Genomic DNA, 24879 nt, shown 5'->3' on the forward strand with positions numbered 1-24879 from the left:
GCGGCCGGCTCGGCGGGCTTCGCGGCCTCAGGGGGGCGCACGGCGTCGGCGGCGGGCTCGGGGGGCGCGGGCTTCGGCGCGTTCGAGGGCGCGGCCTTCTGCGGCGTGGCGGGGGCCGCCACGGGCTTGTCGGGCTGCGGGGCGGCGGCTGACTGGGCCTCGTCTGGCAAGAGCGCTCCTCGTGCGGATCCGGGGTACCCGGAGAGCCCATGGTATCGATCCCCCGGCGGGACCTCGCCCGGGGACGGTGGGAGCCTGCACAACGAGGGATGGGCACCCGGTGTTCCCGGGTGCCCATCTCGCGTGCTCGATGTCCGTCGCCGGACGGTCGCCGGTGGCTCAGACCGTGATCAGAGCCTCCAGCGGCGCCCCGGCGAGGCCGGACTCCAGGCGGGCCCGGCCCGCGAGGAAGCCGAGCTCCATGAGGACCGCGACGCCCGCGACCTGGGCGCCGGCCCGCCGGATCAGCTCCAGCGAGGCCTCGGCGGTGCCGCCGGTGGCAAGGACGTCGTCGATGACCATGATCCGGTCACCGGCGTCGAGGTCCTCGGCGTGGATCTCGATCTCCGCGCTGCCGTACTCCAGCTCGTAGGACTGGCTCAGCGTGGCCCCGGGGAGCTTCCCGGCCTTGCGGACCGGGATGAAGCCGATGCCCGCCCGGACCGCGACGGGCGCGGCCAGGATGAAGCCGCGGGCCTCCAGGCCGACGATCTTCGTGGCGCCGTGCCGTACGCACAGCTCCGCGAGGGCGTCGGTGAGCGCCGTGAAGGCCACCGGGTCCGCGAGCAGCGGGGTGATGTCCTTGAACGTCACGCCCGGCTTCGGGTAGTCCGCGACATCGCGGATCCGGCTGAGCAGCAGCTCCCTGGTGGATTCGGTGGTGCTCGTCATCGCTCAGCGCTTCCCGGGGGTGCGGTGCGACCGGGGGCGGCCGATCGCCGTGCCCGCCGTCTCGGCGCTGTCCAGCGCGTCCTGGGGGCCGTCGTCGTCGGGGGACTCGCCCTTGGCGGCCGCGGCGGCCCGCTTGGCCAGGACCCGCTTCTTCAGAGCCTTCATCTGCGGGTCGCGTTCCTTGAGGTCGGCGACGAGCGGCGTGGCGATGAAGATCGAGGAGTAGGCGCCGGCGGCGAGACCGACGAACAGCGACAGCGAGATGTCGTTCAGCATGCCCGCGCCGAGGACGCCGCCGCCGATGAACAGCAGACCGGCCACCGGCAGGAGCGCCACCACGGTGGTGTTGATGGAGCGGACCAGGGTGCTGTTGATCGACCGGTTGGCGATCTCGCTGTACGTGTAGCGGGTCTGCTTGGTGATGTCCTTCTGGCCCTCCTTGAGGCTGTCGAAGACCACCACCGTGTCGTACAGGGAGTAACCGAGAATGGTCAGCAGACCGATCACCGTGCCCGGGGTGACCTCGAAGCCGACCAGGGCGTAGACGCCGACCGTGATGGTGATGTCGTGGATCAGCGCGATGAGGGCGGCGACGGCCATCCGCCACTCGAAGGCGATGGCCAGATAGATCACCACCAGGATCATGAAGACCCCGAGGCCGGTCCACGCCTTGTTGGCGATCTGCTCGCCCCAGCTGGGGCCGACCAGGTCCGCGTTGATGTCGTTGGCCGGGATGCCGAGCTCGTCGGAGAGGGTCTCCTTGATCTCGTTGGCCTTGGCGGTGTCGACCTCGGTGATCTGGATGCGCAGACCGCCGTTGCCGAGCTCCTGGACGATGGCCTGGTGCCCGGAGGCCTCGGTCGCCACGTCCGTGGCCTGGGAGGTCGAGATCTGGGCCTTGGTGTCGGTCGTGAAGACCGCGCCGCCCTTGAACTCGATACCCATGCGGAGGCCGCCGACCGCCACGCCGATGATGGCCGTGATGGTGATCAGTATCGAGATGCCGTACCAGATCTTGCGGTTGCGGATGAAGTCGTAGCCGACCTCGCCGCGGTAGAGCCGGGCGCCGAGATTGCCGAGTCGCGACATCTCACGCCTCCTTCGGTTCGGTGGGGGCGTTGACACGGCGCGAGCGGCGCAACGGCGGCTGGGCGCCGAGCCGCTTCGGGTCCAGCCCGGACCACGGACCGCCCTTGGAGAAGAACTTCGTCCGGCCCATGAGCGTCATCAGGGGCTTGGTGAAGAGGAACACCACGACGACGTCGAGCAGTGTGGTGAGGCCGAGCGTGAAGGCGAAGCCCTGCACCTTGCCGACGGTGACGATGAAGAGCACCGCGGCGGCCAGGAACGACACGAAGTCGGAGACCAGGATGGTGCGCCGGGCGCGCGGCCAGGCGCGCTCGATGGCCGGACGGAGCGTGCGTCCTTCGCGGATCTCGTCTCTGACGCGTTCGAAGTAGACGATGAAGGAGTCCGCTGTGATGCCGATGGCGACGATGGCGCCGCAGACCGCCGGCAGGTTCAGCGCGAAGCCGATGGCCGGGCCCAGCAAGGACATGATCGCGTACGTCAGGATGCCGGAGACCAGCAGGCTGAGCAGCGCGATGAACGCGAGGCCCCGGTAGTAGACGACCAGGTAGATGATGACCAGCGCCAGACCGATCGCACCGGCGATCAGGCCCGCCTGGAGCTGCTCGCTGCCGAGCGCCGCGGTCACCGTGGTGACGCTGACCTCCTTGAAGGTCAGCGGCAGCGCACCGTAGGACAGGATGTTGCCGAGGTCCTCGGCCGACTGCTGGGTGAAGCTGCCGGAGATCTGGGCGTTCTTGCTGAGCGCGGTGCGCACCGAGGGAGCGGAGACGACCTCGCCGTCGAGGACGATCGCGAACTGGTTCATCGGCGGCTGCTGCTGCGAGAGCCGGCTGGTGATCGTCTGGAACTTCTTCGCGCCCTTGGAGGTGAACTCCATCGACACGATCCACTCGCCGGACTGCTGGTCGATGGCCGCCTTGGCGTCGTCGACGTCGCTGCCGGAGACCTCGGCCGGGCCGAGCACGTACTTCTCGTAGCTGCCCGGGACGTTCGAGCCGCAGGCGACGATCGAGTCGGTGGGCTTGGCGTTCTGGCCCGCCTCCGTGCGCTGCTTGGGGTCGGTGCAGTCGAGCTTGGCGAACTCCTCCTGGAGCTTGGCCGTGGCCGGGTCCACGGAGGGCGAGGCCTCGGGGGAATCGGACGGCTTCGGCTTGTCGGAGGCGCCGGGGGTCGGGTCGTCCTTGGTCAGGGCGCCGGTGACCGCGCGGCCCTGGGTGGTGGCGCTCGGCGAGGGGGTGGCCTCCGTGCCGGTGGCCTCCTCGCCCTCGGGCTTGTCCTCGCCCTTGGCCTTGTCCTCACCCTCGGCGGACTCGCCGGGCTTCGGGGTGGCGCTGCCGGAGGGGGTCGCCGAGCCGGAGGGCTTGGGCGCCTCGGGGCCGCTCGCCTGCACCGTCAGAACAGGCCGGAAGTAGAGCTGGGCGGTGGTGCCGACCTGCTCCTGGGCCTGCTTGGAGTTCGTCCCCTTGGGGATGTTGACGATGATGTTCTCGCGGCCCTGGGTCTGAACCTCGGCCTCGGAGACGCCCAGACCGTTGACACGCCGCTCGATGATCCCGACCGCGGTGTCCATGTTGGTCTGGTTGATCGCGTTCGGCTTGCCGGGCTGGTTCTGCGCTTCCAGCGTGATCGACGTCCCGCCGGCCAGGTCGATGCCCAGCCTGGGCGTGGTGTGCCCGGACAGGAACAACCCGCCGGTGAGCGCGACCATGGCGATGAGGATCAGAGCCAGGGCACGCCCCGGCCTGCCCTGACCGCCGGACGGCCCTCGGCCCTTCTTGGGTGCTGCCACCTTCTCGTTTCTCCCTGTCCAACCGCCCCGCGCCGGGTACGCGCCCGAGCGGCCACGAAGTGTAGTGGGGACCCTGCCCCCCGCAGACGACCGCACGGTCCCGGGGACGCCGCGCGCCGGTGGGCGCGCGACGTCCCCGGGATCGTGAAACTACTTGGAGTCGGCCTCGCCGTCGGTCTTGCCCTCGCCCTTGGCGTCCTTGACGTCCTTGGCCGCGGCCTCCTTGGCGGCCGCGTCCTCGGTCTCGGCGTCGTCGGCCGCGTCGTCCTTGCCCAGGTCGATCTTGGCGACCTCGGCGGCGTCGGACTCACCGGTCAGCGAGGAGGCGTCGTCGGGAACGACCGTCCCGTCCGCGTCCAGCTCCTGGTCGTCGCCGTGCACGATGCGGTTGTACTCCGCGTCGTCCAGGACGGCGCCGATGGCGTTCTTCGCGTAGATGGCGTGCACGCCGGGGGCGACCTCGAGGAGAACGGTGTCGTCGTGGACTTCCTTGACGGTCGCGTACATGCCCCCGATCGTCCGGACGCCGGTACCGGGCTGCATGTCGTTGCGCATCTGCGCGGCGGCCGCCTGCTTCTTCTTGGCGGAGCGGGTCATCAGGAACATGGCCCCGATGAGCACGATGAAGGGGAGGAGAGTCAAGAGATCCACGGGACGGGAATTCCTTCGCACGACCGCGCTGGAATGCGGCCTGTATATACGGGGGTGGGTACACCGACCGGTAAGGGCGGCATCGGCGGAGTCTAAGCGAGTCCGCATCGATGGAACAACGCCCAGCATGACACCGGGGTTCCTGTACACGCGAACCTGTGACGCATCACGCCCCGAACAGACCCTGTTGTCCCTTTGCTCCGTGCTGCGGCGGGACGAGCCCCAGATGCGCCCAGGCCGCGGGGGTGGCGACCCGGCCGCGCGGGGTCCTGGCCAGCAGTCCTTCCCGTACGAGGAAGGGCTCGGCGACCTCCTCGACGGTCTCCCGCTCCTCCCCCACGGCGACCGCCAGGGTGGACAGGCCCACCGGCCCGCCGCCGAAGAGCTTCAGCAACGCGCCGAGGACCGCACGGTCCAGCCGATCGAGTCCGCGGGCGTCAACCTCGTACACCTTGAGGGCCGCCGCGGCGATCTCCCGGTCGATCGTTCCCTCCGCCTTGACCTGGGCGTAGTCGCGGACGCGGCGCAGCAGGCGGTTGGCGATACGGGGGGTGCCCCGGGAACGTCCGGCGATCTCGGCGGCGCCCTCCGCGTCGATGACGACGTCGAGGAGGCGGGCGGAGCGGTGGATGACGCGCTCCAGCTCGGCGGGGGCGTAGAACTCCATGTGCCCGGTGAAGCCGAAGCGGTCGCGCAGCGGGGGCGGCAGCAGCCCGGCCCGGGTGGTGGCCCCGACCAGGGTGAAGGGGGGCAGCTCCAGCGGGATCGCGGTGGCGCCGGGGCCCTTGCCGACGATGACGTCGACGCGGAAGTCCTCCATCGCCATGTAGAGCATCTCCTCGGCGGGCCGGGACATGCGGTGGATCTCGTCGAGGAAGAGGACCTCGCCCTCCTGGAGGGAGGAGAGGATCGCCGCGAGGTCGCCGGCGTGCTGGATGGCGGGGCCCGAGGTGATCCTGATCGGGGCGTTCATCTCGGCGGCGATGATCATCGAAAGGGTGGTCTTGCCGAGGCCGGGGGCGCCGGAGAGCAGCACATGGTCTGCGGTGGCGCCGCGGGCGAGGGCGGCCTTGAGGACCAGGTCGAGCTGTTCGCGGACCTTCTCCTGGCCGACGAACTCCTCCAGGTCCTTGGGGCGCAGGGCCGCCTCGACCGCGGTGTCCTCGCCGTCGAGATGGCCGGCGTCGACCAGCCGGTCGTCGAGGACCGGGCCGGTCGGCTCGTCGGTCTCGGGTCCGGTCTCGTCCCAGTTCATCAAGGGCCTCTTCGGTGGTTCGGTGCCGGTCAGCGGGCGCGGTTGAGAGTCTGCAGGGCGGCCCGCAGCAGCTGCGGCACGGGGGGTGCGGAGCCCTCGGCGACGGCGGCCTCGGCCTGCGGTGCGACGGCGTCGACCGCCTCGTCGGCCTCGCGGCTCGCGTAGCCGAGGCCGATCAGCGCGGCCTGGAGCTGATCGCGCCAACCGGAGGTCACGGGGGTGCCGATGCCCTGCTGGCCGATGTGCGCGCCGACCGGTTCGCCGAGCCGGTCCTTGAGCTCCAGGAGCAGCTTCTGGGCGCCCTTCTTCCCGATGCCGGAGACGGCGGTGAGGGCCTTCTCGTCGCCGGTGGAGACCGCGAGGCGCAGGGCGTCGGGGCTGTGGGTGGCGAGCATCGCCTGGGCGAGGCGGGGGCCGACGCCGCTGGCGGTCTGGAGCAGCTCGAACACCTGCCGCTCGTCGTCGTCCGCGAAGCCGTACAGCGTGAGGGAGTCCTCGCGGACGACCAGCGAGGTGGCGAGCTTGGCCTCCTTGCCGACGCGCAGGCCGGCGAGGGTGTGCGGGGTGCACTGGACGGCCATGCCGATGCCGCCGACCTCGATGACGGCCGTGGTCGGGGCGAGGGCGGCCACCGGGCCGGAGACGAAGGCGATCATGCGGTGCGGCCTTTCAGCGTGCGGGACGTGCCGGTCATGCGCGGGGCACCGGGCGTACGGGAGGTGCCGGGCGCGGCCTGCGGGCGGTGCGCGGCGACCGCCTGCTGGAGGCGGTTCTGCGCGGGCGCCCGCCAGATGTGGCAGATGGCGAGCGCGAGGGCGTCGGCGGCGTCGGCGGGCTTGGGCGGTGCGTCCAGCCGCAGCAGCCGGGTCACCATCGCGCCGACCTGGGCCTTGTCGGCACGCCCGGATCCGGTGACGGCCGCCTTGACCTCACTGGGGGTGTGCAGGGCGACCGGGATGCCGCGGCGGGCGGCGCAGAGCATGGCGATGGCGCTGGCCTGGGCGGTGCCCATCACCGTACGGACGTTGTGCTGGGCGAAGACACGCTCGACGGCCACATGGCCCGGGGAGTGTTCGTCGAGCCACTGCTCGATGCCGCGCTCGATGGCGACGAGCCGGTCGCCGAGCTCCGCGTCGGCCGGGGTGCGTACGACGCCGACGCCGAGCATGGTCAGCGGGCGGCCCGCGACCCCTTCGACCACGCCGACGCCGCACCGGGTCAGCCCCGGGTCGACACCCAGAACCCGCATGGAGCCCCCCTGTCCTCGACGCTCGCCGCGCCCGCTCGATCATCTGTTCCCGCAGGCTATCGGCTCGCACTGACAAACCGTCGTAACCACAGGACGACGGGCCGACGGGGAGTGCCCCGTCGGCCCGTCGTGTGAAGCCGTGCCGGCCGTGCCGTCAGGCGTCGACCTTCTCCATGACCTCGTCGGACACGTCGAAGTTGGCGAAGACGTTCTGCACGTCGTCGCTGTCCTCCAGCGCGTCGATGAGTTTGAAGATCTTGCGGGCGCCCTCTTCGTCCAGCTCGACCTGCATGGTCGGCAGGAAGTTGGCCTCGGCGGAGTCGTAGTCGATGCCCGCCTCCTGGAGCGCGGTGCGCACCGCGACCATGTCGGTGGCCTCGCTGACCACCTCGAAGGTCTCGCCGAGGTCGTTGACCTCCTCGGCGCCCGCGTCGAGGACCGCGCCGAGGACGTCGTCCTCGCCGAGCTCGCCCTTGGGCACGATCACGACGCCCTTGCGGTTGAACAGGTACGAGACGGAACCCGGGTCGGCCATCGAGCCGCCGTTGCGGGTCATCGCGACACGTACGTCGGAAGCGGCGCGGTTGCGGTTGTCGGTGAGGCACTCGATGAGCACCGCGACACCGTTGGGGCCGTAACCCTCGTACATGATCGTCTCGTAGTCGGCGCCGCCCGCTTCGAGACCGCCGCCGCGCTTGACCGCGGAGTCGATGTTCTTGTTCGGGACGGAGCTCTTCTTCGCCTTCTGGATGGCGTCGACGAGCGTGGGGTTGCCGTCGGGGTCCACGCCGCCGGAACGCGCCGCGACCTCGATGTTCTTGATCAGCTTCGCGAAGAGCTTGCCGCGCTTGGCGTCAATCACGGCCTTCTTGTGCTTCGTCGTAGCCCATTTAGAGTGGCCGGACATCTGCCTTCTCCTTCGCGTCACCAAAATCGAGTCGAACCCGAGAGATCCTACCGGGGTCCGCTCAGTTCACTGCGCGCACCATGTCCACGAACAGAGCATGTACGCGATGATCGCCGGTCAGTTCGGGATGGAACGAGGTGGCGAGGACGTTTTTCTGCCGCACGGCCACGATGTGCCCGCCGTGCTCGGCGATGACCTCGGCCTCGGCCCCGACGGACTCGACCCAGGGCGCGCGGATGAACACACCGTCCACCGGGCCGCCCTCGACGCCGTCGACCTCGACCGCGGCCTCGAACGACTCGTTCTGCCGGCCGAAGGCGTTGCGCCGTACGATCATGTCGATGCCGCCGACGGTCTCCTGGCCGGAGCGCGGGTCGAGGATCTTCTCGGCCAGCAGGATCATTCCGGCGCAGGTGCCGTAGACCGGCATGCCGGCCCTGACCCGCTCGCGCAGCGGCTCCATCATGCCGAAGAGCACGGCCAGCTTGGACATGGTGGTGGACTCGCCGCCCGGGATGACCAGGCCGTCGACCTCGGCGAGCTCCTCGGGGCGTCGGACCGGCCTGGCCACGGCGTCCGCCGAGGCCAGGGCGATCAGATGCTCCCGTACGTCGCCCTGGAGTGCGAGGACGCCGATCAGGGGGGTGTCGCTCATCAGTGGTTACCAGCCGCGGTTGGCGTAGCGCTCGGACTCGGGCAGCGTGTCGCAGTTGATGCCGACCATGGCCTCGCCCAGGTTGCGGGAGGCGTCCGCGATGACCTTCGGGTCGTCGTAGAAGGTGGTGGCCTTCACGATGGCGGCGGCGCGCTTGGCCGGGTCGCCGGACTTGAAGATGCCGGAGCCGACGAAGACGCCCTCGGCGCCGAGCTGGCGCATCAGCGCGGCGTCGGCCGGGGTGGCTACGCCACCGGCGGAGAACAGCACGACCGGCAGCTTGCCGAGCTCGGCGACCTCCTTGACCAGCTCGTACGGGGCGCGGAGGTCCTTGGCGGCGGCGTACAGCTCGTTGTTGTCGAAGCCGCGCAGGCGGGCGATCTCGTTCTTGATCTGGCGCAGGTGGCGGACGGCCTCGACGACGTTGCCGGTGCCGGCCTCGCCCTTCGAGCGGATCATGGCCGCGCCCTCGGCGATCCGGCGCAGGGCCTCGCCGAGGTTGGTGGCGCCGCAGACGAAGGGGGTGGTGAAGGCGAACTTGTCGCTGTGGTTGACCTCGTCGGCCGGGGTGAGGACCTCGGACTCGTCGATGTAGTCGACGCCGAGGGACTGGAGCACCTGGGCCTCGACGAAGTGGCCGATGCGGGACTTGGCCATGACGGGGATGGAGACGGCCCCGATGATCTCCTCGATCATGTTGGGGTCGGACATCCGGGCCACGCCGCCGTCCTTGCGGATGTCGGCGGGGACCCGCTCCAGGGCCATGACGGCCACGGCGCCCGCGTCCTCGGCGATCTTCGCCTGCTCGGCGTCGACGACGTCCATGATCACGCCGCCCTTGAGCTGCTCGGCCATGCCGCGCTTGACGCGGGCGGTGCCGGTGGCGGGGTACTCGGCGGACTGCGGGGTGCTGGGAAGCGTGGACACGGGACCTCACTCGGTGAAAGACGCTGGATGCTGCATCGCCGAGCAAACGCTGCGGGACCAGTCCACAGCAAGGGCCAATGGTCAGGCCGTGGATCGTTTTGGCCCTGAATCGTTCGCCGGCCCAGAGGCTGTGCCCTGAATCGTTCCCCGGCCCGGAGGCTGTCGGGTGCCGGGGCCCGCTTCTCAGGTGCCGGGGCGGTCCGCGAGGGCCACCGGCGGGGCGTCGTCCATCTCGAAGGCGAGCGGGAAGGGCGCGTGCCCGGCGAGCCGGAAGAGCCGGACGGTACGGTGCCGGCGCAGGGCGCGGGCGGCGCGCACGGCGTCGTTGTGGAAGCGCCGGGCCATGGGTACGCGGCGTACGGCGGCGGCCAGTTCGGTGGCGGCCTCCTCGCCGCCGGGGATCTCCTTCACCGCGTCGACCTGGGCCGGTTCGCCGAAGACGGCGCGCAGGGCGGTGCTCAGTTCGCTCTCGGCGACCTCGCGGTGGTCCTCCTCGGACTGCCGGGCGGCGTGCGCGGCCTCGTACAGGACGATCGAGGCGGCCGGGTCCAGGACGCCGGAGGTGGCCAGCTCCTGGGTGACCGAGGCGCGGCGCAGCAGTTGGGCGTCGAGGGCGGCGCGGGCGGCGTCGATCCGGGAGTGCAGGCGGTCGAGCCGGCCGGCGGTCCAACTGAGGTACACGCCGATCGCGACGACGGCGAGGACGATCCAGACGATGAGGGTTACGGTCACGGGCCCACACGCTACCGTCGCGCGGGGGCGCCGAACGCATCCCCCTGAACGGAAGGCTCCCGTTCAGGACCGCCGGACGCCCCGGGGGCTCAGTCCCGCGCGAGGCCGAACCGGGCCCGCAGCCCCGAGCGTTCGTCCGCCGCGACCGAGGCGGCCCCGTCGGCCACCGTCTCGTACACCGCGAGGATGTCGGCCCCCACCGTCGCCCAGTCGAAGCGCCGCACGTGCGCCTCGCCGCGCTCGCGCAGTCCGGCCCGGCGCTCCGCGTCGCCCAGCAGCCGGATCGCGGCGGCGGCCAGCGCGTCGGCGTCCTCGTTGGCGAACAGGTCGCCCGCCGCACCCTGGTCCAGGACCTGCGCGAAGGCGTCCAGGTCGCTCGCGAGGACCGGTGCTCCGGCCGACAACGCCTCGACCAGGATGATGCCGAAGCTCTCGCCGCCGGTGTTGGGGGCCACGTACACATCGACGCTGCGCAGCAGCCGGGCCTTGTCCTCGTCGCTGACCATGCCGAGGAACTCGACGCGCTCGCGCAGCTCCTTCGGCAGCGAGGCCACCGCCTCCTCCTCGTCGCCGCGCCCGGCGACCAGCAGCCGGGCCCCGGGGCGGGCGGCGAGGATCGCGGGCAGCGCCTTCATCAGGACGGGCAGGCCCTTGCGGGGTTCGTCGATGCGGCCGATGAAGCCGAGGGTCTGGCCCTGCCATTCGGCCTTCGGCTCGGCCTTGGCGAAGAAGCCGACGTCGACGCCGTTCGGGATGACGACGGCGTCCCCGCCGAGGTGCTCGACCAGCGTGCGCCGGGCGTACTCGCTGACCGCGATCCGCGCGCTGATCTTCTCCAGCGCGGGCTGGAGGATCGGGTACGCGGCGATCATCGCCCGGGAGCGCGGGTTGGAGGTGTGGAAGGTGGCCACGATCGGGCCCTGCGCCGCCCAGCAGGCCAGCAGGCCCAGCGACGGGGAGGTCGGCTCGTGGATGTGGATCACGTCGAACGTGCCGTCGTGCAGCCAGCGCCGCACCCGGGCCGCCGACAGGAAGCCGAAGTTCAGCCGGGCGACGGAGCCGTTGTACGGGACCGGGACGGCCCGGCCCGCGGAGACGACGTAGGGAGGCAGCGGTGTCTCGTCGTCGGCGGGGGCCAGCACGGAGACCTCGTGGCCGAGCCGGATCAGATGTTCGGCGAGGTCCCGGATGTGGAACTGCACGCCGCCCGGTACGTCCCAGGAGTACGGGCAGACGATGCCGATCTTCACGTGGGTTCCCCCCGGGGGTCCAGATCGTCCAGCCAGAGCCGCTGGAGCATGTGCCAGTCCTCCGGGTGCTCGGCGATGCCGCCGGCGAAGGCGTCGGCCAGGGCCTGGGTCATGGCGGCGGTCTTCTCGGCGCGGGTGCCCTCCTGCGGCATCTCGACCGCCGGATGGATGCGCGCGCGCATCACCGGCCCGTCGTACCAGAGGGTCACCGGCAGCAACTTCGCACCCGTCTGCTGGGCGAGCAGCGCCGGGCCCGCGGGCATCCGTGCGGTGGCGCCGAAGAACGACACCTCGACGCCGGACGCGGACAGGTCCCGGTCGGCCACCAGGCAGATCAGGCCGCCCGCGCGCAGCCGCCGGGCCAGGGTGCCGAAGGCGGACCCGCCGCTGTGCGGCAGGACCTCCATGCCCAGGCCCTCGCGGTAGGCGACGAACCGGTCGTAGAGCGTCGCCGGCTCCAGCCGTTCGGCGACGGTGGTGAAGGGGACCTTCAGATCGGTGGTGACCCAGGCGCCGGCATGGTCCCAGTTGCCCAGGTGCGGCAGGGCGACGATCACGCCGTTCCCGGCGTCCAGTCCGTCGGTCAGATGGTGGACGTCGGCGACGTCGATGCCGGCCTTGATGCGCTCCGGGCTCCAGGTCGGCAGCCGGAACGACTCCATCCAGTAGCGCATGTAGGAGCGCATCCCGGCCCGGGACAGCTCGGCCAGCCGCTCCGGGCCCGCGTCGGGGACGACCCGGGCGAGGTTCGACTCCAGGCGCAGCACGCTCTTGCCGCGCCGCTTCCACGTCTGGTCGGCGATGGTGCGGAAGAGGCGGGCGGCGGCGGGCTCGGGCAGCTTCTTGACGGCGCCCCAGCCCAGTCCGTACAGCCCGTCGGTGATCCGGCCCTTCAGGTCGGACGCGCCGGCGCTCACCGGTCGGCCTCGCTCCCCTGGCCGGCGGAACCGGCGGCGGAGGCGTCCGCCCCGGCCTGTCCCCCGGCGGCGGCCTCCGCGGCGTCCGCCTCGGCGGATTCGCGGCGTACGGTCACCACGCGCTGGATCAGCGTCACGAGGCTGCCCGCGGCGACGATCCACAGCGCGATCGGCAGCAGGACGTCGATACCGGGGACGCCGAACTTGTGCAGTCCGGCGAGGCCGGCGGCGACCAGCGAGATGACCAGGCGTTCGGCGCGCTCCACGAGGCCGTTGACCGCGACCGGCAGGCCGATCGACTCGCCGCGCGCCTTGGTGTACGAGACCACCTGGCCGCTGGCCAGGCAGAAGATCGCGACGGCGCACAGGATGTTGTCGTCACCGCTGCCCGCGTACCAGAGGGCGAAGCCGGCGAAGATCGCCCCGTCGGCGACCCGGTCCAGCGTCGAGTCGAGGAACGCGCCCCACCGGCTGGAGATCCCGGCCTGCCGCGCCATGTTGCCGTCGACGAGGTCGGAGAAGACGAAGATCGTGATGACGATCGTGCCCCAGAAGAACTCCCCCATCGGGAAAAAGACCAGCGCACCTGCCATCACTCCGGCCGTGCCGATGAGAGTGACCGCGTCGGGGCTGACCCCGAGGCGGAGCAGCAGAGCGGCGAACGGTGTGAGGACACGCGTGAAGAATGCACGCGCGTACTTGTTCAGCATGGCCTTCCCGAGGGTTCGGTTCGCCGGACGGCCCCTACGGCCACCGGCTGGCCCATCGTAGTCACCACCGGTGCCTTCCACCGGACGGGCACCCGCCGCCGGGTGTCACACCGGCTCCCGCCCCGGCCCCGCGGCGCCCGTGCGCGACGTATGGACGGGGCCCCGCTCCGGTGCCAAGCTCGAAGGACCGCGGGCGTCGCCGAAGCCGCCGCGGCGGCCTCCCCGTGCCCGTGACCACCGCTGCTCCGCGCGCGGTCGCCCTCCCCCGCACCGCGCCACCGACCGGGAGGCACGCACCATGGGCGACAAGGCACACGCACATTCCGGGGCCGCCGGAGGAGTACCGACGGCCGACCACCCCGCCGCCGTACGGAACGTGGTGCTGGTCGGCCCCAGCGGTTCGGGCAAGACCACGCTGGTCGAGGCGCTGGCGCTGACGGCGGGAGCCGTGAACCGGGCCGGGCGGGTCGAGGACGGGGCGACCGTCTCCGACTACGACGAGATCGAGCAGCGCCGACGGCGTTCCGTGCAGCTCTCGCTGGTTCCGGTGGCCTGGGACGGCTGCAAGATCAATCTGCTGGACACCCCCGGCTACGCGGACTTCGTCGGGGAGCTGCGGGCCGGTCTGCGGGCGGCGGACGCGGCCCTCTTCGTCGTCTCGGCGGCCCAGGACGCCTCGTCCGTGGCCGCGACCACCCGGGCCGCGTGGGAGGAGTGCGCGCTCGTCGGCATGCCGCGCGCGATCGTCGTCACGCATCTGGACACCGCCCGCACCTCCTACCGGGAGATGAACCGGATCTGCGCCGAGGCCTTCGGGGGCGACGACCCCGATGCCGTACTGCCGCTGTACCTGCCGGTGCTGGGGCCCGAGGGCGCCGACGGACACGCCCCGCTGACCGGGCTCACCGGGCTGCTGAGCCGGCGGATCCTCGACTACTCCTCGGGGGAACGCGCGGAGCTGCCGCCCGCGCCCGACCAGGAGGAGCCGCTGCGGGAGGCCCGGGAGCGGCTGATCGAGGGGATCATCGCCGAGAGCGAGGACGAGTCCCTGATGGACCGTTATCTCGACGGCGAGGACATCGACGTCGCCACCCTGATCGGCGATCTGGAACGGGCCGTCGCCCGGGGCTCCTTCCACCCCGTCCTCACCGCCGCCCCGGCGGCCGAGGGCGCCCGCCAGGGCATCGGCACGGTGGAGCTGCTGGAGCTGATCACGCGCGGCTTCCCGACCCCGCTGGAGCGCACCCCGCCCACCGTCACCACTCCCTCGGGCGAGCCGCGGCCCGCGCCGGTCTGCGATCCCGGGGGCCCGTTGGTGGCCGAGGTGGTCAAGACGGCCTCCGACCCGTACGTGGGGCGGGTCTCGCTGGTCCGCGTCTTCTCCGGCACCCTGCGCCCCGACGACTCCGTGCATCTGTGCGGCCACGGCCTCACCGCGACGGGCCACGCGCCGCGCCCCTGCCATGAGGCGGAGATCCGGGTCGGGGCCCTCACCTCGCCGTTCGGCCGCCGGCAGCACGCCCTGGGCCGGTGCGTCGCGGGCGATCTGGCGTGTGTGGCCCGGCTCGGCGAGGCGGAGACCGGCGACACGCTCTCCCCGGCCGACGACCCGGTCCTGATCGAGCCCTGGACGACGCCCGATCCGCTGCTCCCGCTGGCCGTACGGGCGCACGGCAAGGCGGACGAGGACAAGCTGTCGCAGGGCCTGGCCCGGCTGGTCGCCGAGGACCCCACGCTGCGCCTGGAACAGAACCCGGACACCGGTCAGGTCGTCCTGTGGTGCCTGGGCGAGGCCCATCAGGAGGTCGCGCTGGAGCGGCTGCGCAGCCGGTACGGCGTCCAGGTCGACGCCGAGCCGCACCGGGTGCCGCTGCGCGAGACGTTCGCGGGCCGGGCGGCCGGGCGCGGACGGCATGTCAAGCAGTCGGGCGGGCACGGGCAGTTCGCGATCTGCGAGATCGAGGTGGAGCCGCTGCCGCCGGGCTCCGGCATCGAGTTCGTCGACAAGGTCGTCGGCGGTTCGGTGCCGCGCCAGTTCATCGGCTCGGTGGAGAAGGGCGTGCGGGCCCAGGCCGCCCGGGGGCTGGCGGCCGGGCACCCGCTGGTCGACGTACGGGTCACGCTGCTGGACGGCAAGGCGCACTCGGTGGACTCCTCGGACGCCGCCTTCCAGACCGCCGGGGCGCTCGCACTGCGGGAGGCCGCGTCCGACGCCCGTATCCAGCTCCTGGAGCCGGTCTGCGAGGTGAGCGTCCTGGTTCCGGACGACTACGTGGGCCCGGTGATGAGCGATCTGTCGGGGCGGCGGGGCCGGGTCGTGGGCACCGAGCAGAGTCCGGGTGGGCGCACCCTCGTACGGGCCGAGGTGCCGGAGATCGAGGTCGGCCGGTACGCGGTGGACCTGCGCTCCCTGTCGCACGGCACCGGCCGCTTCGACCGCGCCTACGCCCGGCACGAGGCGATGCCGCCGCAGGTCGCCGACCGGGTCCGCGCGGGGCGGGCCGACGGATCACCCGGCGCGTGACCGGCGCACTGTCGCACACGCCGTCCGCGTCCACGCCGGTGACCGGTGGTGGTGTGATCCGGACGATACGCTGTGGTCGCAGCTCAGAAGGTATGCCGCGTACGGTAGTTGGGCACACCGCAGGAGCAGACGTGCGGCGAGTGGGGGCGACAGGTGGCCAACGACGGATTCGACTTCTCACCCGGGGCCCAGATCCCGATCCAGGGCTCGGGCGGCCAGACCGTGGCGACCAACGCCCTGGCCTCGGCGGCGTATCGGGACAGTCCGGTGGAGACGATCCTCGACGCCAACAGCGAGTGGCACAAATCGGAAGTGAAGCCGGGCTCCTCCAAGCTCTTCAAGTCCGACTACTTCAAACCGAATCTCGGTGAGGCGTTCGCCCGTGCCGTCCAGGAGCGCATGCTCGGCGGCGCCCGCAAGGCGCTCATCCAGTCCTTCGGCACGGACCCGCAGACCGTGGTGGAGCACTGTCTGTCGGCGAACAACCTGCGCAAGGCCCGGGACACCCGGCTCACCCTGGTGACCGTGGTGTTCGGCGTCCTGTTCCTGCCCGGCATGCTGGCCTGGGTGATCGCCTTCCGGATCCGGGACGCGCTCAACAAGTCCAAGGACACGGCGTTCCGCGCGGTCGGCACGGTGCTGCTGGCCGCCTTCGGCATCGGCGCGGTGGTCCTGATGGTCAAGCTCCCCCTGGACGGGCTGCTCGCGCTCTACGTCCGGGGCGCGCTCGTCGCCCCGGTGATCGGCTGGCTGATCGCCAAGCGGATCGCGGAGACCTCGGCCAAGGACATGCGGGCCCGCTGGGACGGGCTGCTCTCCGGCACCGGGGTGATCGCGAAGATCCCCGAGGCGGTGCCGAAGAACCCCAACGAGACCGCGCGCGAGGCCCTGCGCCAGGGTCTGGAGAAGCTGTCGGCCGAGCAGCAGTCGAACGCCGTGTTCTACGCCGGCCCCAAGGGCGTCCTCGGGATGGGCACCCGCTGGGGCAGCTGGCAGCTGGCGGAGGAGCTGCTGCCCAAGGACCCGACGAAGGAGATCCACCAGTTCCGCAGCTGGGACCTGATCCGGATCATCCACGACCAGTTGAAGATGCTGGAGCGCGGGCCGCTGAACACCGGCGGCTTCCCGAAGCCGTCCGTGAAGCACTGGATCGTCTCGCCCATCGGGGAGAACGCCGACTCCGTCACGCGCCCGGAGGGGGAGGACGTCGCCACCTTCCAGGTGAAGCCCCACGAGATACAGCGGATCTGCAACCACCAGCAGTTCGGCAGCGGCGACCGGCACTATCTGGGCGTCCAGTTCACCCTGTGGGACGGCCAGCTGGTGATCACCATGATGATCACGGTCACCGTCCTCCACGAGACCCTGCGCATCGAGGTCACGGGCCATGCGCTGGGGCCCGTGCACAGCCTGTTCCTGACCAAGCCGGCCGCGAAGACGAAGACGGTCAACAAGACGGTCCGCTTCTGGGAGACCCGGGACGTCCAGCTGGCCCTGGTGGACGCCAAGGAGGTCGTCCGGCTCGCGCTGCGGGCCCCGCTCACCTGGTATCCGCCGCTGCTGGACTACCTGGGCGGGAAGATAGTGCTGCCCGAGCCGTTCGGGCTGCGGCACGCGTGGGCGGCCAAGCCGTGGAACCACCGCTTCATGGCGGACGACGCGATGCGGGCCGCCACCCCGGTGCTGCGGGCGGTCCATACGGCGGCGATGCGCGTCCTCGCGGAGAACGGCGTCGACACGGAGCGCTTCGACAACCGCTCGATGATACTGAGCGGCCTCGTCCAGGACCCGGCCCCGCGCAAGGCCGACGTCTACGACGCGTAGGCACGGCGTCGTACGGAGAGGGCCCCCACCGAGGTGGGGGCCCTCTTCTCGACGTACTAGACGGCGGCGGGCCAGGCCTCGGCCAGCATCGCCCGGGTGTCGCCCAGCAGCTGGGGCAGCACCTTGGTGTGGCCGATGACCGGCATGAAGTTGGTGTCGCCGCCCCAGCGCGGCACCAGGTGCTGGTGCAGATGCGCGGCGATCCCGGCGCCGGCCACCGAGCCCTGGTTCATGCCGATGTTGAAGCCGTGCGCCCCGGAGGCCGCCCGCAGCGCGACCATCGCCCGCTTGGTGAAGTCCGCCAGCTCCGCCGTCTCCGGCCCGTCCAGCTCGGTGTAGTCGGCCACATGACGGTAGGGGACGACCATGAGGTGGCCGCCGTTGTACGGGTAGAGGTTCAGCACCGCGTAGACGTGCTCCCCGCGTGCCACGACGAGCCCGTCCTCGTCGGATTTCGCGGGAATCGAACAGAACGGACAGCCGTCCTCGGCACCCGGGCCGGTCGGCTTGTCCTGACCCTGGATGTACGCCATCCGATGGGGCGTCCACAGACGCTGAAACGCGTCGGGCGTCCCCACGCCGATCTGCTGCTCCGGCTCACTCGTCATGCCGATCAGCATATTGCGTCACCCGTGCGGAGCGTGTCGCCGGGGGCGCACCGCACGGCCGCCCACGATGCTGAGGCGATGACCGACCGACCCGCGGCCGAGCCGCCGGCCCGGCTGACCCGCTGGGAGCAGCGCACCGAGGTTCCGCTCTTCGTCGCGGGGCTGATCTTCCTGGCGGGGTACGCGGTCCGGGTGCTGACCCCGCACGAGGCCGAGCCCTGGAACGACATCGCCCTGACCCTCGTCTGGTCGACCTGGCTGCTCTTCCTCGTCGACTATGCGACTCGGCTGCGGCTCAGCGGCCTGGGCGCGCGCTTCGTCCGCACGCACTGGCTGGACACGCTGGTCCTGCTGCTGCCGCTGCTGCGTCCGCTGCGGATGGTCCAGGTGTACATGGCGGTGCAGCGCCGACGTGACCGGCCGCGGCTCAACCTGTACGCGCGGGTGATGGCGTACGCGGGCCTGACCGCCGTCCTGCTCGGCATCGCCGCCTCGCTCGCGGTCTACCACCTGGAGCACACGGCCCCCGACGCCTCCATCCGGACGTTCGGCGACGCGGTGTGGTGGGCGTGCGCGACGCTCACGACGGTCGGTTACGGGGACGCCGCACCGGTCACGTTCTGGGGCCGGACGGTCGCGGCGGGGCTGATGGCCGGCGGTCTGGCGCTGCTCGGCGCGGTGACCGGGTCGTTCTCCTCGTGGCTGATCCAGGTGTTCACCCGGGAGGACGAGAAACGGCCCCCGGAGCGCGGCTAGCGCTCCGGGGGCCGTTCCTGTCGTAAGGATCGAGCCTCCGCCGTACGGATCAGACCTGTACGCGGTCCTCGACGGCCTTCGCGATCTTGGCGATGGCCTCGTCGACCGGGATGCCGTTCTCCTGCGAACCGTCGCGGTAGCGGAAGGAGACGGCGCCGTTGGCCATGTCCTCGTCACCAGCGATGATCATGAAGGGCACCTTGGCCTTCTGCTGGTTGCGGATCTTCTTCTGCATCCGGTCCGAGGACGCGTCCACGTCCACCCGCAGCCCCTGCTTGCGCGCCTTGGCGGCGAACTCCTGGAGGTAGGGGATGTGGGCGTCGCCGATCGGGATGCCGACGGCCTGGACCGGGGCGAGCCAGACCGGGAACGCGCCCGCGTAGTGCTCCAGGAGCACGGCGAAGAAGCGCTCGATGGAACCGAACAGGGCACGGTGGATCATGACCGGGCGCTGCTTGGAGCCGTCGGGGCCGGTGTACTCCAGGTCGAAGCGCTCCGGCAGGTTGAAGTCGAGCTGCACGGTCGACATCTGCCAGGTGCGGCCGATGGCGTCCTTGCACTGCACGGAGATCTTCGGGCCGTAGAACGCGGCGCCGCCCGGGTCCGGGACCAGGGGCAGCCCCTGCTTCTCGGCGACCTGACGGAGCGTCTCGGTGGCCTCTTCCCAGGTCTCGTCGGAGCCGACGTACTTCTCCGGGTCCTTGGTGGAGAGCTCCAGGTAGAAGTCGGTGAGCCCGTAGTCGCGGAGCAGGTTCAGCACGAAGGTGAGCGTGCGGTCGAGCTCCTCCGCCATCTGCTCCTTGGTGCAGTAGATGTGCGCGTCGTCCTGCGTGAAGCCGCGCGAGCGGGTCAGACCGTGCACGACGCCCGACTTCTCGTAGCGATACACCGTGCCGAACTCGAAGAGGCGCAGCGGCAGTTCGCGGTAGGAGCGGCCGCGCGCGTCGAAGATCAGGTTGTGCATCGGGCAGTTCATCGGCTTGAGGTAGTAGTCCACCCCGTCGTCGAGCTGCATGGGCGGGTACATGCCGTCGGCGTACCAGTCCAGGTGGCCGGACTTCTCGAAGAGCTTGCCCTTGGTGGCGTGCGGCGAGTAGACGAACTCGTAGCCCTCCTCCTCGTGCCGGCGGCGCGAGTAGTCCTCCATGGCCCGGCGGATGACGCCGCCCTTGGGGTGGAAGACGGCGAGGCCGGGGCCGATCTCGTCGGGGAAGGAGAAGAGGTCCAGCTCGTTGCCGAGCTTGCGATGGTCGCGCTTGGCGGCCTCCTCCAGGAACTCCAGGTGCGCCTTCAGCTCGTCCTTGGTGGGCCAGGCGGTGCCGTAGATGCGCTGGAGCATGGGGTTCTTCTCGCTGCCGCGCCAGTACGCCGCGGCGTTGCGCATCAGCTTGAACGCCGGGATGAACCGGGTGGTGGGCAGGTGCGGACCGCGGCAGAGGTCCTTCCAGCACAGGTCACCGGTCTTGGCGTCGAGGTTGTCGTAGATGGTCAGCTCGCCGCCGCCCACCTCGACGTCCGCGCCGTCGTCCGAGGAGGCGGAGCCCTTGATGCCGATGAGCTCCAGCTTGTAGGGCTCGTTCGCCAGCTCCTCGCGGGCGTCCTCGTCGGAGACCACGCGGCGGGAGAACTTCTGGCCCCGCTTCTGGATCTCCTGCATCTTCTTCTCGATGGCCTTGAGGTCCTCGGGGGTGAACGGCTTCTCGACGTCGAAGTCGTAGTAGAAGCCGTCCTTGACCGGCGGGCCGATGCCGAGCTTGGCCTCGGGGAAGAGCTCCTGCACGGCCTGGGCCATGACATGCGCGGTGGAGTGGCGCAGGATGTTGAGGCCGTCCTCGGAGGAGATCTCCACCGGCTCGACGCTCTCGCCGTCCTGGAGGACGTGGGACAGGTCCTTCAGCTCGCCGCCGATGCGCGCGGCGACGACGGTGCGCTGACCGGGGAAGAGCTCGCCGGCCGTCGTGCCCGTCGTCACCACGTGCTCTTCCCGCTCGGAATCGCGTTGGATGATCACACGGACGTCTGACACCGGTCTCTCCTGACTGAGGGGGTTGTCTGTCTTCCTATTGACTAGACAATGCGAATCGTACCGAGCCGTACGCCCCCGACGCGAACGCCTTCCGGCCGGGCTACGGCTCCTCCCCCGCGCACGCCTCCTCGAAGAAGTCCACGTTCTCCTGGAGCGCCTTCATCAGCCGGTCTCGCTCCGCCTCGTCGACCTGGACGGGCGCGACCTGCGAGGCCCCGGTGAGCCGCCGGAAGCCGCCCCGGTTCTCCAGCCGCCCCTCCACCCGCAGCGGCAGCCCGACGAGGTGGGCGTGGCCCGCGATGCGGTACGCCTCCTCGTCCAGCTCCACGCGGACGTGCGCGACCTCGGCCCCGGCCAGCACCCGCAGCCGTACGATCCCGGCGCCGCGCGGCCCCGAGCGGCGCAGCCGGACCACCGCACCGGTCAGCCGCACCTGCACGGCGGGTTCGTCGCGGAGGTAGCGGGCTCCGGCGGCGCGCAGGGCGGGCAGGTCGCCCGGGGAGAACTCGACGGGCGCGGGGCGGGCCGGGCAGCCGTCCGGGGTGCCCGCGGCGGGTGCCCACCGCAGGTCGATCCCGGCCCCCTCGGTACCGCGCACCAGGGCGATCAGCGCCTCGGTCAGCTCCCGGCCGACGCCGGCCTCGACCGCGCTGTCGAAGGCCTCCATGCCGCCGGTGGCCCGCTGGTAGTCCACCGCCTCGCGGGTGGCGTGCAGCGCGTGGCAGAGCCGGACGGCGACGGCGCGGCCGGAGGCGACGGGGACGTACGCGGTGAGGGTCCGGCCGTCGGCTCCGGGCCCGATCAGGGCGTCGTCCAGGGCGGCCCGGGCCTTCCTGCGGTGCCGGGCCCCGTGGTAGCCGGCCCGGCCGCGGGCGGCGAGCGCACCGGCCATGAGGACCTGCCGGGCGGCCGAGCGCAGCTCCTCCGCCTCGGTCCAGCCCGAAGCGCCCGCGGCCGCCGCCACCGACTCGGGGACCTCGCGCCACCAGCGGATCTCGTCGCTGGGCACGGTGAGGGAGACCAGCACGTCGCGGGCGGAGGGGTCGGCGCTGCGGCCGAGGGCGAGAAGCGCCTCCTCGATCAGCTCCCCGCTGTCGGGAAAGGCCGCGCTCTCGGGCACCAGCAGACTCGTCGCACCGGCGGCGGACCCGGGCGGGGTCCAGCGGCCGTAGCGGCCCGGCGCTCCCCCGCGCCGCTGCCAGCCGTGCCGGCGCAGGAGCGCCCCGAGGACGGCGGGGTCGGGCAGCTCCGCCCCGGAGACCGGCGGAGGGCCGGTGCGGGCGGTGGGATGCGAGCGGGCGGCGGGCAGTTCCGCCCCTCCCGTGGGCTCGTCCATCGACCGGTGCATCAGGGTCTCCCTCCGGCCCCGACCCGGGCCATGATGTCGCAGAGTGCGCGGTCGTCGAAGATCCGCGAGGTCGGGATGCGCACAGTGGTCCGGTACCGGCCCGTCACCGCGTGGCCGGCCAGGTTGATCCAGTAGCAGCAGTGGCGCAGGTCGAGGCTGCCGGGCCCGGCGCGCAGCCAGTCGTCCTGGCTGCGCGGCACGAGCATCACGACCAGGATCTTGTGCACCGACACCGGGCTGCGGGCGAGCTTGACGAGGTGGGCGTTGTCGAGCGTGAAGGAGAACGCCCCGCCCGCCGGGTGCGGCGCTATCTGGTAGGTGCACTTGAGCTGCACCTTGATGGTCACTTCGTCGTCGACGGTGTGGGCCGGGGCGCCGTGGCTGACGTGCCAGTCGATGCCGTTGTCGGGGAAGGGCTGGGACAGCGAGCATCCGGCCGCCGCCGCGACGGCGTGCAGATAGCCCACCTGAAGGGTCTCCATGCAGGCGGTGGTGGCGAGGGAGCCGCGCAGCGGCGCGTCGAGCTGCTGCGGCAGCCGGGGCCCGAAGGCCTCGGCGCGGGCGGTTCCTCCGGGGTCGGGCTGCGCGAGCGCCATGGCTCCGTGTGCCTTCCGGGCGTGCCGATCGATGGCAGGTGGCCTGCCGGCGGGTGTCGTGGGCTGGGCGGATCGACGGACGCCGGAAGCAACTTCCGTACGTCTCAACTGTGTTGTCACCGCATCGGACCGCCCGCAAACGGCGTATCAGGCAAACAGCCCGGGTATCACCGATATCGGGCAGAGGAATCACTCCATCTGCCGTGCAGGTGCGAGGAGTTCGGGGATGATGCACTGGTTCGAAGGGCCACTGGCCGCTTTTGACACGGAGACGACAGGCGTGGACGTCGAGCAGGACCGGATCGTTTCGGCCGCTCTCGTCGCGCAGGACACCGCGGGCGGTCGCGTCCGCGTCACCCGCTGGCTGGTCAATCCGGGGGTTCCGGTCCCGCCCGGGGCGACCGAGATCCACGGTCTGACCGACGATCACCTTCAGCGCAACGGGCGTTGGCCCGCACCGGTGATGGACGAGATAGCCCGTTCACTGGCGGAGAGCTGCGCGACGGGCCGGCCGCTGGTCGTGATGAACGCCCCCTTCGATCTGACGCTGCTGGACCGGGAGCTGAGGCGGCACCGGGCGTCGTCGCTGGCCGGGTATCTCGACGGCGTGCCGATGCGGGTGGTGGACCCGAGGGTGCTGGACAAACATCTGGACCGTTACCGCAAGGGCCGCCGTACGCTCACGGATCTGTGCGCGCGGTACGAGGTGGTGCTCGACGGGGCCCATGACGCGGCGGCCGACGCGACCGCGTCGCTGGAGCTGGTGCGGGCGGTGTGCCGGCGCTTCTCGGCCCGGATGGAGCGGCTGTCGCCGTCCGAGCTGCACGCCCTCCAGGCGACCTGGCACGCGGCCCAGGCGCGTGGTCTGGAGGCGTGGTTCGCCAAGAGCGGGACACCGGAGGCGGTGGACCCGTCGTGGCCGCTGCGCCCGGAACTGCCCGCGGCGGCGTGAGGGGTTCGAGGGCCCGGACATGCGAAAGCCGGTCCGCGTGATGCTTGCGGACCGGCTTTCCCCGGTGGGCGATACTGGGTTCGAACCAGTGACCTCTTCGGTGTGAACGAAGCGCTCTCCCACTGAGCTAATCGCCCGGGAACGGGTTGAACCATACAGGGCTCCGCGGGCTTCGTTCAAACCGCTTCCGGCGGAGCTCTACTCAGAGCGGCCCGGCCGGGAAGTGAGTATCCGAGCGCATGTACGGGCCGGGCGGCCGGGGCCACACTCCCGTACATGGAACATGTGCCCCCGCCCGCCGAGGAACTGGCCCGCCTCGACCGTGAACTGGCCGAGCTGGACGCCCGCCGGGCCCAGCTGCTGACCCGGCGTGCCTGGCTGCTCGCCGCGCTGCGGCCGCCCGCGCCGACGGCCGCCCCGGGCTGGAACCCGTCGGCCTGGGGCGCGCCTCCCGGCGGTCGGCCGGGTGCTCCGGCGCAGCCGTGGGGTTACGTGCCGCCGAAGCAGCCGTCCGCGCCGCGCAGCGCCCAGAACGTCCTGCTGACCCTGGGCGGTCTGCTGCTGACGGTCGCGGCCGTCGCGTTCACGTTGGTGAGCTGGGGCTCGATGGGGATCGGCGGCCGGTCGGCCGTCCTGGCCGCGGTGACCCTGGGGGCGCTGATCGCCCCGGCGGTGCTGCTGCGGCGGAAGCTGGCCGCCACGGCCGAGGCGCTGGCGGCGCTGGCCCTGGTGCTGACGCTGCTGGACGTCTACGCGGTCCACGCGGTGGCCGCGCCGGACACGGACGGGCTCGGTTTCACGGCCGTCGCCTCGGCGGTGCTCGCGGCGCTGTGGACGGCGTACGGGCTGGCGCTGGGCAAGCTGCGTCTGCCGTTGCCGGCCGCCGTGGTGCTGGCCCAGTGGCCGCTGCTGTTCTGGGCGTGGGCAGCCGGCGCTCCGGCGCTGGTGGTCGGGTGGGCGCTGCTGGCCACGGCGGTGCTGGACGGGACGATCGCGCTGCTGGGCAAGGGCACCGGGGTGCGGATCACGGCGTGCGTCGGCGGATCGGTGATGGGCTTCTCGGCCCTGCTGGTGGGCCTGACGCTGTCCACGACGGCCTCCGGGCCGCTCGGGGCGGTGGCTCCGGGCGCGCTGCTGCTGACGGCAGCCGCGGCGGCGCTGGCCGGGGCGTGGCGCGCGCCGGAGGGCTTCGCGCGCACGGGCGGCATGGTGGCCGGCCT

General features: G+C 71.6%; 22 protein-coding genes, 1 tRNA gene and 1 pseudogene. 5 read left to right on the forward strand and 19 right to left on the reverse strand.

What is annotated here, in order from left to right; genetic code table 11:
- Positions 1–339 precede the first annotated feature (339 nt).
- The 14 genes from G3I54_RS01205 to pgsA form a co-directional block, all read right to left on the reverse strand.
- On the reverse strand, positions 340–891 hold the full coding sequence (locus G3I54_RS01205; protein WP_164610170.1) for an adenine phosphoribosyltransferase: 552 nt from the start codon (positions 889–891) through the stop codon (positions 340–342).
- Between the two features lie 3 nt (positions 892–894).
- The gene (gene secF, locus G3I54_RS01210) at positions 895–1980 is read right to left on the reverse strand and encodes a protein translocase subunit SecF (protein WP_164610172.1); all 1086 of its coding nucleotides are present in this window, start codon (positions 1978–1980) and stop codon (positions 895–897) included.
- Position 1981: 1 nt separating this feature from the next.
- Positions 1982–3772 (reverse strand): protein translocase subunit SecD, encoded by a 1791-nt coding sequence (secD, locus tag G3I54_RS01215; protein ID WP_164610174.1) that lies wholly within the window; start codon positions 3770–3772, stop codon positions 1982–1984.
- A gap of 150 nt (positions 3773–3922) precedes the next feature.
- Positions 3923–4423 carry a preprotein translocase subunit YajC gene (yajC, locus tag G3I54_RS01220; RefSeq protein WP_164610176.1) on the reverse strand — a complete coding sequence of 167 codons (501 nt, stop codon included), beginning with the start codon at positions 4421–4423 and terminating at the stop codon, positions 3923–3925.
- 166 nt (positions 4424–4589) lie between these two features.
- The gene (gene ruvB, locus G3I54_RS01225) at positions 4590–5678 is read right to left on the reverse strand and encodes a Holliday junction branch migration DNA helicase RuvB (RefSeq protein WP_164610177.1); all 1089 of its coding nucleotides are present in this window, start codon (positions 5676–5678) and stop codon (positions 4590–4592) included.
- 29 nt (positions 5679–5707) lie between these two features.
- Positions 5708–6334 (reverse strand): Holliday junction branch migration protein RuvA, encoded by a 627-nt coding sequence (gene ruvA, locus G3I54_RS01230; RefSeq protein WP_164610179.1) that lies wholly within the window; start codon positions 6332–6334, stop codon positions 5708–5710.
- Entirely contained in the window at positions 6331–6927 is a 597-nt protein-coding gene (ruvC, locus tag G3I54_RS01235) for a crossover junction endodeoxyribonuclease RuvC (RefSeq protein ID WP_164610180.1), read from the reverse strand. The genes ruvA and ruvC overlap by 4 nt, the downstream gene beginning before the upstream one ends.
- Positions 6928–7081: 154 nt before the next feature.
- Positions 7082–7834: a YebC/PmpR family DNA-binding transcriptional regulator gene (locus G3I54_RS01240; RefSeq protein WP_026242063.1), complete on the reverse strand. Its 753-nt coding sequence runs from the start codon at positions 7832–7834 to the stop codon at positions 7082–7084.
- Positions 7835–7895: 61 nt separating this feature from the next.
- Positions 7896–8489, reverse strand: a complete 594-nt coding sequence (gene pdxT, locus G3I54_RS01245; protein WP_164610182.1) for a pyridoxal 5'-phosphate synthase glutaminase subunit PdxT — start codon at positions 8487–8489, stop codon at positions 7896–7898.
- A 6-nt stretch (positions 8490–8495) separates the two neighbouring features.
- Positions 8496–9416 carry a pyridoxal 5'-phosphate synthase lyase subunit PdxS gene (gene pdxS, locus G3I54_RS01250; protein ID WP_018960500.1) on the reverse strand — a complete coding sequence of 307 codons (921 nt, stop codon included), beginning with the start codon at positions 9414–9416 and terminating at the stop codon, positions 8496–8498.
- Between the two features lie 183 nt (positions 9417–9599).
- On the reverse strand, positions 9600–10148 hold the full coding sequence (locus G3I54_RS01255; RefSeq protein ID WP_137232280.1) for a hypothetical protein: 549 nt from the start codon (positions 10146–10148) through the stop codon (positions 9600–9602).
- Between the two features lie 89 nt (positions 10149–10237).
- Entirely contained in the window at positions 10238–11398 is a 1161-nt protein-coding gene (locus tag G3I54_RS01260) for a glycosyltransferase family 4 protein (protein WP_164610184.1), read from the reverse strand.
- Positions 11395–12315, reverse strand: a complete 921-nt coding sequence (locus G3I54_RS01265; RefSeq protein ID WP_164610186.1) for a phosphatidylinositol mannoside acyltransferase — start codon at positions 12313–12315, stop codon at positions 11395–11397. Before G3I54_RS01265 ends, G3I54_RS01260 begins: the two co-directional genes overlap by 4 nt.
- A complete protein-coding gene (gene pgsA, locus G3I54_RS01270) occupies positions 12312–13025 on the reverse strand; it encodes a phosphatidylinositol phosphate synthase (RefSeq protein ID WP_164610188.1) in 714 nt (237 codons plus the stop codon). Before pgsA ends, G3I54_RS01265 begins: the two co-directional genes overlap by 4 nt.
- 298 nt (positions 13026–13323) lie before the next feature.
- On the opposite strand from pgsA, the gene G3I54_RS01275 reads away from it, so the two are divergent.
- Complete coding sequence (locus tag G3I54_RS01275; RefSeq protein WP_164610190.1) at positions 13324–15549, forward strand: elongation factor G-like protein EF-G2; 2226 nt, start codon at positions 13324–13326, stop codon at positions 15547–15549.
- A 153-nt stretch (positions 15550–15702) separates the two neighbouring features.
- Positions 15703–17373, forward strand: a complete 1671-nt coding sequence (locus tag G3I54_RS01280) for a hypothetical protein (RefSeq protein WP_164610192.1) — start codon at positions 15703–15705, stop codon at positions 17371–17373.
- A 56-nt stretch (positions 17374–17429) separates the two neighbouring features.
- Here G3I54_RS01280 and G3I54_RS01285 read toward each other — a convergent pair whose 3' ends face one another.
- Entirely contained in the window at positions 17430–17993 is a 564-nt protein-coding gene (locus G3I54_RS01285; protein WP_137232275.1) for an HIT domain-containing protein, read from the reverse strand.
- Between the two features lie 66 nt (positions 17994–18059).
- On the opposite strand from G3I54_RS01285, the gene G3I54_RS01290 reads away from it, so the two are divergent.
- Positions 18060–18737, forward strand: a complete 678-nt coding sequence (locus G3I54_RS01290) for a potassium channel family protein (RefSeq protein ID WP_164610194.1) — start codon at positions 18060–18062, stop codon at positions 18735–18737.
- A 49-nt stretch (positions 18738–18786) separates the two neighbouring features.
- Here the strand turns inward: G3I54_RS01290 and thrS are convergent, their stop codons facing one another.
- The 3 genes from thrS to G3I54_RS01305 all read right to left on the reverse strand — a co-directional run bounded on the left by thrS (position 18787) and on the right by G3I54_RS01305 (position 22707).
- Entirely contained in the window at positions 18787–20763 is a 1977-nt protein-coding gene (thrS, locus tag G3I54_RS01295; RefSeq protein ID WP_164610196.1) for a threonine--tRNA ligase, read from the reverse strand.
- A gap of 100 nt (positions 20764–20863) precedes the next feature.
- Entirely contained in the window at positions 20864–22111 is a 1248-nt protein-coding gene (locus G3I54_RS01300; RefSeq protein WP_164610198.1) for a hypothetical protein, read from the reverse strand.
- Positions 22111–22707 carry a DUF4365 domain-containing protein gene (locus G3I54_RS01305; protein WP_164610200.1) on the reverse strand — a complete coding sequence of 199 codons (597 nt, stop codon included), beginning with the start codon at positions 22705–22707 and terminating at the stop codon, positions 22111–22113. The genes G3I54_RS01300 and G3I54_RS01305 overlap by 1 nt, the downstream gene beginning before the upstream one ends.
- Positions 22708–22933: 226 nt before the next feature.
- On the opposite strand from G3I54_RS01305, the gene G3I54_RS01310 reads away from it, so the two are divergent.
- Positions 22934–23659, forward strand: coding sequence for a 3'-5' exonuclease (locus G3I54_RS01310; RefSeq protein WP_164610202.1), 726 nt, complete (start codon positions 22934–22936; stop codon positions 23657–23659).
- Between the two features lie 65 nt (positions 23660–23724).
- On the opposite strand, the gene G3I54_RS01315 is transcribed toward G3I54_RS01310, so the two are convergent.
- Positions 23725–23796 (reverse strand) — tRNA-Val (locus G3I54_RS01315).
- A gap of 139 nt (positions 23797–23935) precedes the next feature.
- On the opposite strand from G3I54_RS01315, the pseudogene G3I54_RS01320 reads away from it, so the two are divergent.
- Positions 23936–24879 (forward strand): annotated as a pseudogene (locus tag G3I54_RS01320) (hypothetical protein); the annotation flags it as partial.

The sequence above is a fragment of the Streptomyces sp. SID14515 genome (assembly GCF_010548505.1).
GTDB lineage: Bacteria > Actinomycetota > Actinomycetes > Streptomycetales > Streptomycetaceae > Streptomyces > Streptomyces caviscabies.